Origin of the sequence: Sphingomonas sp. (genome assembly GCF_031426035.1) — a bacterium.
GTDB lineage: Bacteria > Pseudomonadota > Alphaproteobacteria > Sphingomonadales > Sphingomonadaceae > Sphingomicrobium.
This window is the reverse complement of sequence record NZ_JANPKO010000060.1, coordinates 1-9,188: the sequence shown is the minus strand read 5'-3', so window position 1 is coordinate 9,188 and position 9,188 is coordinate 1. Positions and strand designations below refer to the sequence as shown.

The window sequence follows — 9,188 nt, the reverse complement described above, 5'->3', positions numbered from 1 at the left end:
GGCGCGCCGCGGCCCGACCTGATCCTGCTCGATCTCAATCTGCCGCGGAAGGACGGCCGCGAAGTGCTCAAACACATCCGCGGCGACGAAAGCCTCAAGACCATCCCGACCGTGATCCTGACCACCTCCGATGCCGAGATCGACATCAACCAGAGCTACAGCCTCCACGCGAACAGCTATTTGAGCAAGCCGGTCCAACTCGAGGCGTTCGAGAATTTGGTCAAGAGCATCAATGACTTCTGGTTCAAGAAAGCCAAATTGCCCAAGCAGAAAAGGGCCGGCGAATGAACGCCGCATCGAAACATATGGCGTTGCTGCTGGTGGTCGAGGACAACCCCGGCGACGCCCGCCTGTTGCGCGAGATGTTCGACGCGCACGGCCCCCACTCGACCGAATTGATCCACGTCAGCTCGATGACGGAGGCGGAGAGCCACCTCGCCAAACAGGACGTCGACATCATCCTGCTCGACCTCGGCCTGCCCGATGCGCAAGGGTTGGAAGCGGTACGCCGCGCGCAAATCGCCGCTCCGCATATCCCGCTGGTCGTGCTGACCGGGCACGATGACGAAACGTTGGCGGTCGAAGCCCTGCATGAGGGTGCGCAGGACTATCTGATGAAAGGGCAGATCGACAGCCGCGGGCTGCTCCGCGCGCTGCGCTACGCGATCGAGCGCAAGACGCTGGAAGAGGCGGCGCACGCGCTGACCTTGCGTATGGACATCGCGCGCGCGGAGGCCGAGGCGGCGAACGCGGTCAAGGCGACCTTCGTGGCCAATATGAGCCACGAAATCCGCACGCCCCTTAACAGCATCATCGGGTTCAGCGACTTGCTGCTCGACGATGTCGCTCTGACCAAGATCCAGCGCCGCTATCTTGAGCAGGTCAAGAACGCCGGTGGTGCTTTGCTCACCGTGGTCAACGACATTCTCGACTTCTCCAAGCTCGACGTGGGGGAAGTCGAGCTGGTCGAAGAGCCGTTCTCGCTGGCCTCGCTGGTCGATAGCACGGTCTCGATTGTGCGGGTGACGGCGGAAGCCAAGGGTCTCGACCTGCGGGTCACGATGGATGCGGCGCTGGCGATGTTCAACTGCGGCGATCCGGCCCGGCTGCGCCAGATCCTGCTCAACCTGCTGAGCAATGCGGTCAAGTTCACCGCACATGGCTCGATCACCCTCAGTGTCGCGCTCAGCCGCGCCAGCCCCGGCCGGGAGTTGCTGTGCTTCGCCATCACCGACACCGGTCCGGGGATTACCGAGGACGGCCAGCGCCGGCTGTTCCAGCAATTCGCCCAGGCCGACGCATCGGTCAGCCGCGAGCATGGCGGCACCGGGCTCGGCCTGTCGATCTGCAAGAGCCTGGTCGAGCTGATGGGCGGCCGCATCGGCTATCGCGGCAACGACGGCCGCGGATCGACCTTCTGGTTCGAGGTCGATCTGGCGACCGCGACCAAGAGCGACATACAGGCCTCGCTACGCGCTCCTCCCGACATGGCCGCGGGCGTCAACATCTTGCTGGTCGAGGATTTGGTGATGAACCAGGAGCTCGCCTGCACCATCCTCAGCCGCGCCGGGCATCTGGTGGCGATCGCCAACGACGGCCTCGAAGCGGTCGAGGCGGTCAAGGCCAATCGCTTCGACCTGGTGCTGATGGATATTCAGATGCCGCGCATGGACGGGGTCACCGCGACCCGCTGCATCCGTCAACTCGACGGGCCGGGCAGCCAGGTACCGATCATCGCGATGACCGCTAACGCGCTGCCCGACCAGGTTCGCGCGTTCCGCGCCGCGGGTATGGATGGCCATATCGCCAAGCCGTTCAAGCAGCAGGATTTGCACGACGCCATCCGGCGCGCGCTCGACAAGGCGGCCGGCCCTCCGTCGGCCACGGCTGCAAGCAATGCGCCGCTCCCGCAACCCACGCGATCCGCAGCCTGAGGAGGGCGAAGTGCCGAGAATCATCATAGCCGACGACGACGAGCTGGTCGTGGGTATCGTGCGCGCGGCGCTCGAGGCGCGCGGGCATATCGTCGGCGAGCTGACCGACGGCAAGCCGGTCAAGGACGTGGTCGAGCTCAAGCGGCCCGACGTGGTGATCCTCGACTGCTCGATGGCCGAGGTGTCCGGCATCATGGCCTTGAAGGAAATCCGCGGCTCGTCGAGCGCGTTCGCTACGCCGGTGCTGATGCTGACCGGGCGGCGCAGCCATGCCGACGAGGAGATCGCCTTTGTCGCCGGCGCCAGCGACTATCTGCGCAAGCCGTTCGATCCCGACGAGCTGGTGGCGCGGGTCGAGGCGCTGATCGACAAGAGCGGCGAGACCAGGCCCGCCGCGGCGCCCGGCTATCGCGCCCATCGCGCCGGCGACGGCGGGCTTGGGACTTATGGCGCGAACGGTGCCAACGGCGCGAACGGGCAAGCGTCGCGCCATGCCCGCTGAGGAACCGGTCGACCCGGCCATCTTCGACGCTGTGCAATTCGAGATTGTCCAGCGGTTGATCCTGCCGGAGCGGCTCCGCGTTCATCTCGACGAGCTCGACCGGCAGATGCACGCGCTGGTCGGGGCGAGCGGGCAGATCCTTCAGGAGCGCGCGCACAAGATCATCTCGCAGGCGGGGATGCTGGGGCTGATGCGCCTGTCCGATCGCGCGCGGGCGGTGGAGAATGCGTGCCAGACCGGGGACGACGTCTCGGTCGCGCTGCTCGAGTGTTACGCCGCGGGCCACGACGTGCGGTTGTACGCGGTGCCGGCGATCCGCGCCAAGGCGGCCTAATCGCGCGGGGCGGCCGCGCCGCCCGTCCTCACGCAGCTGCCGCCCAACCGGGTTAACCAGCAACGCGACCGTGGCGAAGAAGGTCGGCGCGGAACCTCGCTTGGTGGCGGCTGGTTGAATTGCTCCTGACGATCGGAGCGCCACCCCATGCGAATGACCATTTCAATTTTGCTCGCCGCGCTGGCCGCCGGCGGTGCGGCCGCGCCGGCTGCGGCGCAGATCGTGCCCGAGGCGAGCCTCGCGGATCTCGCGGCGACCCCTTTGGTGCGCGTCAACATCGCCGAGACGCTTCGCCGCCCGCCTGACGAGGCGAGCCTGACGGTCGGCACCGAGGGCCGGGCCCCGACAGCCACCGCAGCGGTCGCCGCCAACAAGATCAAGACCGAGCGATTGCTGGCCGCGATCCGCGCCGCGGGCCTGCGCGAGCGCGACATCCAAACCCAGGGCATCCAGCTCCAGGCCGATTACCGCTACGAGCAGATCGACGGGCGCGGTCAGCAGCGGCTGGCCGGCTACATCGCAACCAACTCGGTGCTGATCAAGACCCGCGACATCGATTCGCTGACCGGGCTGATTGACCGGCTCACCGAAGCCGGCGCGACCACCGTCTACGGCCCGAATTTCGCAATCGCGGACCCCGCGCCGCTGCGCCGCGAGGCACGGCTGCGGGCGCTGGCCCGGGGCGCCGAGGAAGCCACCGAATACGCCCGCGCCAACGGATTTACATCGGTCCGCTTGCTGTCGATCGAGGAAGGGACGTCGTTCCGCGGCACCGACGTGGTGGTCACCGGGGCGCGGGTGGTCAACCTCAGTGCGCCGCCTCCCCCGCCGCCGCCGGTACCGGAGCGCGACGGTGGAATCGTCGCTCCGGGCCAGCTCGACACCGGGGTGTCGCTCGGACTCCTGTATCGGATGGAGCGGTAACGCGCGGGCGAGCGTCTACAGGCAAGCCTCAAGGCGCTTTTGAGGTATCTAGAGGCACGCCTCAAGATACGGCTGGTCGAAGCCGAACTGCTTGGCCTTGTCCAGCGTGTAGGGGCGCAGGCCCATCGAGCGGTACTCGCCGAGGATCTTGCCGTCCGACGTCTCGTCGAGATACTCGAACTTGAACAGCTCCTGGGTGACGATGACTTCGCCCTCCATGCCGATCACCTCGGTGATGTTGGTGGTGCGGCGCGAGCCGTCGCGCAGGCGCTTGACCTGGATGATGAGGTCGACCGAGTCGGCGATCTGGCGGCTGATCGCCTCCTTGGGGATCTTGATGTCGCCCATCATCACCATGTTCTCCATACGCGCGAGGCATTCGCGCGGGGAGTTGGAGTGGAGCGTGGCCATCGAGCCGTCATGCCCGGTGTTCATCGCCGCCAAGAGATCGAAGCACTCCTGGCCGCGGATTTCGCCGAGGATGATGCGGTCGGGGCGCATGCGAAGCGCGTTGATAACGAGGTCGCGGATGGTGATCGCGCCCTGACCCTCGAGGTTGGGGGGGCGGGTTTCGAGCGGCAGCCAGTGCGGCTGCTGGAGGCGGAGCTCGGCGGCATCCTCGATGGTGATGACGCGCTCGCCGGGGTCGATCATTTTCGACATGGCGTTGAGCATGGTGGTCTTGCCCGAGCCGGTACCGCCGGAGATGACGATGTTCATGCGGCTGGCGCCGGCGATCTTGAGCAGGGTCGCCATTTTCTCTGACATCGAGCCGAAGCTGCGCATCATGTCGAGGGTGATCGGTTTCTCAGAGAATTTACGGATCGAGATGGCGGTGCCGCGCAAGCTCAGCGGCGGAATGATGACGTTGACGCGGCTGCCGTCCTGGAGGCGGGCGTCGGCGAGCGGCGTTGTCTGGTCGACGCGGCGGCCGACTTTGTTGACGATGCGCTGGGCGATCTGGAACAGATGTTCCTCGTCGCGGAACTGGATGTGGGCGATTTCGAGCTTGCCCTTGCGCTCGACGAAGGTCTGGTCGGGGCCGTTGACCATGATGTCGCTGACCGCCGGGTCAGACAGCAATTCCTCGAGCGGGCCGAGGCCGAGCAATTCGTCGACCAGCACCTTCTCCAGCGCGAATTGCTCGCGGCGGTTGAGGGTGATCTTGAGCTCGGCCAGCACCTCGCCGATGATCGGGCGGAATTCCTCGGCCAGTTCGTCCTTGCTGAGCGTGGCGGCGGCCTCGGGGTCGACGCGCTCGAGCAGGCGCGGGAGCACCTGTTCCTTGATCCGGTGGACCGCGGCCTCGAAACCTTCCTGCTTGGACTGGGCGGCGTCGCCGCTGCCGTTCTGGCGGCTGTTGAGGCGGTCCATGGCGCCCATGTTGGCGGCATCGCCGTCGGCCATCGGGGTATCGAGCTTGGGGGTGAGCTCGTCGGCGGGCGCGAATTCCTCGTCGCTGTCGCTCGACGGCAGGGCCTGCGCCTTGCCGCTTTTCATCGGCTTGGCGACGCCGAACGAAGGGCGCGACCCGCTGCCGCTCAGCCCATTGCGTTTGCCGAATGCGTTCATGCTATCCCAATCCCCGTGCAGTCCTGCGCACAAAACAGGGGTGGTGAATAACCGGCAAACTTTTAGAAAAAGCTAACTTGCCTCTCTTCCCGGGCGCGGGAGGGGCAAGGGATTAACCCGCATTCTCCGCGAGGACGGTGAGGCCGCGCTCGCTGACTTCGGCGAAACCGCCGCTGACCGGGATACGCTCCGGAGCCGCGCCGCTGGTGCGGTAGATCGCCAGCTCGCCGTCGCGCAGCGTCGACATGAAGGGCGCGTGGCCGGCCATCACGCCGAATTCGCCCTCGGTGCCGGGGACGACGACCATGTGGACGTCGCCGGATTCAACCAGTTTGTCGGGGGTGACGAGCTCGAAGTGGAGGTCGGCCATCAGTCTTGTCCCTGTAATTTCGCGTCAAACGCGGCGGTCGCGGCCTCGAACTTGTCGCGGCAGCCGGGGTTGCAGAAACCGACGACCTCGCCGCGGTAGCGCGTCAGGCTGTCGGCGCTGACCGGCTTGCCCGACCACGGGCAAGTCTCGTTTACGCAATCCTCGAGGCGCAGCGGTTCATTCACGACGGTCAGGCGTCTTCGGCCAGTTTCTCGGCCTTGGCGACCGCTTCCTCGATGCCGCCGACCATGTAGAACGCGGCCTCGGGGAGATGGTCGTACTGGCCGTCGACCACCGCCTTGAACGAGCGCACGGTGTCCTCGACCTGCACGAACTTGCCGGGGATGCCGGTGAACACCTCGGCGACGTGGAACGGCTGCGACAGGAAGCGCTGGATCTTGCGGGCGCGGCTGACGACCAATTTATCCTCTTCCGACAGCTCGTCCATGCCGAGGATCGCGATGATGTCCTGCAGGCTCTTGTAGCGCTGGAGCGTCTCCTGAACCGCGCGGGCGGTTTCATAATGCTCCTGCCCGACCACCGCGGGGGTGAGCACGCGGCTGGTCGAATCGAGCGGATCGACCGCGGGATAGATGCCGAGCTCGGAGATCGCGCGGTTGAGCGTGGTGGTCGCGTCCAAGTGGGCAAACGAGGTCGCCGGCGCGGGATCGGTCAAATCGTCGGCGGGGACATAGATCGCCTGGACCGAGGTGATCGAGCCCTTGTTGGTTGAGGTGATGCGCTCCTGCAGTTGGCCCATGTCGGTCGACAACGTCGGCTGGTAGCCGACCGCCGACGGAATGCGGCCGAGCAAAGCCGACACTTCCGAGCCGGCCTGGGTGAAGCGGAAGATGTTGTCGACGAAGAACAGGACGTCCTGGCCCTCGACATCGCGGAAATATTCGGCCTGGGTCAGCCCCGACAGAGCGACGCGGGCGCGGGCGCCGGGCGGCTCGTTCATCTGGCCGAACACCAAGGCGACCTTGGAGCCTTCCGGCGTCGGGTTGCCGTCGGCATCCTTGGCGATGACCCCGGCCTCGAGGAACTCGTGATACAGGTCGTTGCCCTCGCGGGTGCGCTCGCCGACGCCGGCGAAAACGCTGACGCCGCCGTGGCCCTTGGCGATGTTGTTGATGAGCTCCTGGATGAGCACGGTCTTGCCGACGCCAGCGCCGCCGAACAGGCCGATCTTGCCGCCCTTGGCGTAGGGCGCGAGAAGGTCGATGACCTTGATCCCGGTGACGAGGATCGCGGCCTCGGTCGACTGGTCGACGAACGGCGGGGCCTCGGCGTGGATGTTGGCCGAGAGGTCGCTGCCGATCGGGCCGCGCTCGTCGATCGGCTCGCCGATCACGTTCATGATGCGGCCAAGCGTCATCGGGCCGACGGGGACGCGAATCTGGCTGCCGGTGGCGGTCACGGTCTGGCCGCGAGTGAGGCCCTCGGTGGCGTCCATCGCGATGGTGCGGACGACGTTCTCGCCAAGGTGCTGGGCGACCTCGAGGACGAGGCGATTGCCGCCGTTGTCGGTCTCGAGCGCGGCGAGGATCGGCGGCAAATCGCCATCAAACGCCACATCGACCACGGCGCCGATGACCTGGGCGACGCGGCCGGTCAGGTTGGACGATTGCGCGGGCGCCTTGGTCGCGGTCGGCGCGGCGGCCTTCTTGGTACGGGGCTTGGCGGGGGCGGCGGTTGCCATATTTGTCTTCCTTGCCTTCGAGTTCGTTAGAGCGCTTCGGCGCCCGAGATGATTTCGACGAGTTCGGTGGTGATCGCGGCCTGGCGCTGGCGGTTATAGGCGATCGACAATTTGTTGATCATGTCGCCGGCGTTGCGCGTGGCATTGTCAATCGCGGTCATCTGCGACCCATAGAACCCGGCCTGGTTCTCGAGCAGAGCGCGATAGATTTGCACCGCGATATTGCGCGGCAGCAGGGTGGCGAGAATGTCTTCCTCGTCGGGCTCATATTCGACCGCGGCGTTGCTCGCGTTTACACTGCGAACACCATCTGCTGCGGGGAGCGCGACGGGGATGATCTGCTCGACCACCGGCTCCTGCACCAGGGTCGACTTGAAATTGGCGTAGGCGAGATGGGCGACGTCGAACTGGCCGCTTTCGAAGCGATCGGCGATCTCGTCGGCGACGGCCTGCGCGTCGGCGTAGCTCGGCGCCTTCATCGCGCTGGTGTCGTGCTGGCCGACGATCGCCTTGGGGTAGAGGCGCTGGAGCACCGGGCGGCCCTTGCGCCCGACGATGTAGAACAGCACCGTCTTGCCGTCGGCGATGAGGTCGTCGGCCTTGCGCCGCGCGGCGCGCACGACGTTGCTCGAAAACGCGCCGGCGAGCCCGCGGTCGGCGGTCGCGACAACGATCAAATGGGTGTCCTGCTTGCCCGTGCCGGCGAGCAGCTTCGGGCTCTGCGGACCGACCGCGACGCGGCTGGCGAGCGACGCGACGACGTCCGCCATGCGCGTCGAGTAAGGGCGCCCAGCGACCGCATTCTGCTGCGCCCGGCGCAGCTTCGCGGCGGCGACCATCTTCATCGCCTTGGTGATCTTCTGCGTCGACTTGACCGAGCCGATGCGGATCTTGAGGGATTTAAGCGAAGCCATTCAATCGGCCTTAAGCGAACGTCTTGCCGAATTCAGTGAGGGCGTCGCGGAGCGCCTTGGCGGTGTCGTCGTCGAGCGCCTTGGTGTCGCGGATCTTGGCCAGCACCTCGGGCTTGTCCGAGCGCAGGTACGACAGCAGCGCGCCCTCGTAGCGGGTGACGTCCTTGACCTCGACCTTGTCGATGAAGCCCTGGGTGCCGGCGTAGATCGAGGCAACCTGCTCCTCGACCGGCATCGGCTGGTACTGCGCCTGCTTCAATAGCTCGGTCAGCCGGGCGCCGCGCGCGAGCAGCTTCTGGGTCGAGGCGTCGAGGTCCGAGCCGAACTGGGCGAACGCCGCCATCTCGCGATACTGGGCGAGCTCCAATTTGATCGAGCCCGAGACCTTCTTCATCGCCTTGGTCTGGGCCGCAGAACCGACGCGGCTGACGCTGAGGCCGACGTTGATCGCCGGGCGGATGCCCTGGTAGAACAAATCGGTCTCGAGGAAGATCTGGCCGTCGGTGATCGAGATCACGTTGGTCGGGATGTAGGCCGAGACGTCGCCGGCCTGGGTTTCGATGACCGGCAGAGCGGTCAGCGAGCCGCCGCCATTGTCGTCGTTCATCTTGGCGGCGCGCTCGAGCAAGCGAGAGTGAAGGTAGAACACGTCGCCGGGATAGGCTTCGCGGCCCGGCGGGCGGCGCAGCAGCAGCGACATCTGGCGGTAGGCGACCGCCTGCTTGGAAAGATCGTCATAGACGATGACCGCGTGCATGCCGTTGTCGCGGAAATATTCGCCCATCGCGCAGCCGGTATAGGGCGCGAGGAACTGCAGCGGGGCCGGCTCCGACGCGGTGGCGGCGACGACGATGGTATATTCCATCGCGCCATTCTCCTCCAGCGCGCGGACGATCTGCGCGACGGTCGAGCGCTTCTGCCCGATGGCGACATAGA

General features: G+C 66.2%; 11 protein-coding genes. 5 read left to right on the top strand and 6 right to left on the bottom strand.

The annotated features are described in order from the left end of the window. The 5 genes from RMP08_RS04035 to RMP08_RS04015 all read left to right on the top strand — a co-directional run. On the top strand, positions 1-288 hold a 288-nt coding region (locus tag RMP08_RS04035; RefSeq protein WP_310467709.1), incomplete at its 5' end, for a response regulator. Continuing rightward, entirely contained in the window at positions 285-1,934 is a 1,650-nt protein-coding gene (locus RMP08_RS04030; protein ID WP_310467708.1) for a response regulator, read from the top strand. The genes RMP08_RS04035 and RMP08_RS04030, both read left to right, overlap by 4 nt. A 10-nt stretch (positions 1,935-1,944) precedes the next feature. Continuing rightward, a complete protein-coding gene (locus RMP08_RS04025) occupies positions 1,945-2,436 on the top strand; it encodes a response regulator (protein ID WP_310467707.1) in 492 nt (163 codons plus the stop codon). Then, positions 2,426-2,770, top strand: a complete 345-nt coding sequence (locus RMP08_RS04020; RefSeq protein WP_310467706.1) for an Hpt domain-containing protein — start codon at positions 2,426-2,428, stop codon at positions 2,768-2,770. The genes RMP08_RS04025 and RMP08_RS04020 overlap by 11 nt, the downstream gene beginning before the upstream one ends. Positions 2,771-2,923: 153 nt before the next feature. Further along, positions 2,924-3,694 carry an SIMPL domain-containing protein gene (locus RMP08_RS04015; protein ID WP_310467705.1) on the top strand — a complete coding sequence of 257 codons (771 nt, stop codon included), beginning with the start codon at positions 2,924-2,926 and terminating at the stop codon, positions 3,692-3,694. A gap of 48 nt (positions 3,695-3,742) precedes the next feature. Here the strand turns inward: RMP08_RS04015 and RMP08_RS04010 are convergent, their stop codons facing one another. The 6 genes from RMP08_RS04010 to atpA all read right to left on the bottom strand — a co-directional run. After that, positions 3,743-5,266 (bottom strand): CpaF family protein, encoded by a 1,524-nt coding sequence (locus RMP08_RS04010; protein WP_310467704.1) that lies wholly within the window; start codon positions 5,264-5,266, stop codon positions 3,743-3,745. A gap of 112 nt (positions 5,267-5,378) precedes the next feature. Continuing rightward, entirely contained in the window at positions 5,379-5,636 is a 258-nt protein-coding gene (locus RMP08_RS04005; RefSeq protein ID WP_310467703.1) for an ATP synthase F1 subunit epsilon, read from the bottom strand. After that, the gene (locus RMP08_RS04000; protein ID WP_310467702.1) at positions 5,636-5,821 is read right to left on the bottom strand and encodes a glutathione S-transferase; all 186 of its coding nucleotides are present in this window, start codon (positions 5,819-5,821) and stop codon (positions 5,636-5,638) included. The genes RMP08_RS04005 and RMP08_RS04000 overlap by 1 nt, the downstream gene beginning before the upstream one ends. Positions 5,822-5,826: 5 nt before the next feature. Next, complete coding sequence (gene atpD, locus RMP08_RS03995; RefSeq protein WP_310467701.1) at positions 5,827-7,338, bottom strand: F0F1 ATP synthase subunit beta; 1,512 nt, start codon at positions 7,336-7,338, stop codon at positions 5,827-5,829. A gap of 26 nt (positions 7,339-7,364) precedes the next feature. Continuing rightward, a complete protein-coding gene (locus RMP08_RS03990; RefSeq protein WP_310467700.1) occupies positions 7,365-8,252 on the bottom strand; it encodes a F0F1 ATP synthase subunit gamma in 888 nt (295 codons plus the stop codon). 10 nt (positions 8,253-8,262) lie between these two features. After that, a partial coding sequence (gene atpA, locus RMP08_RS03985) for a F0F1 ATP synthase subunit alpha (protein WP_310467698.1) occupies positions 8,263-9,188 on the bottom strand: 926 nt, incomplete at its 5' end.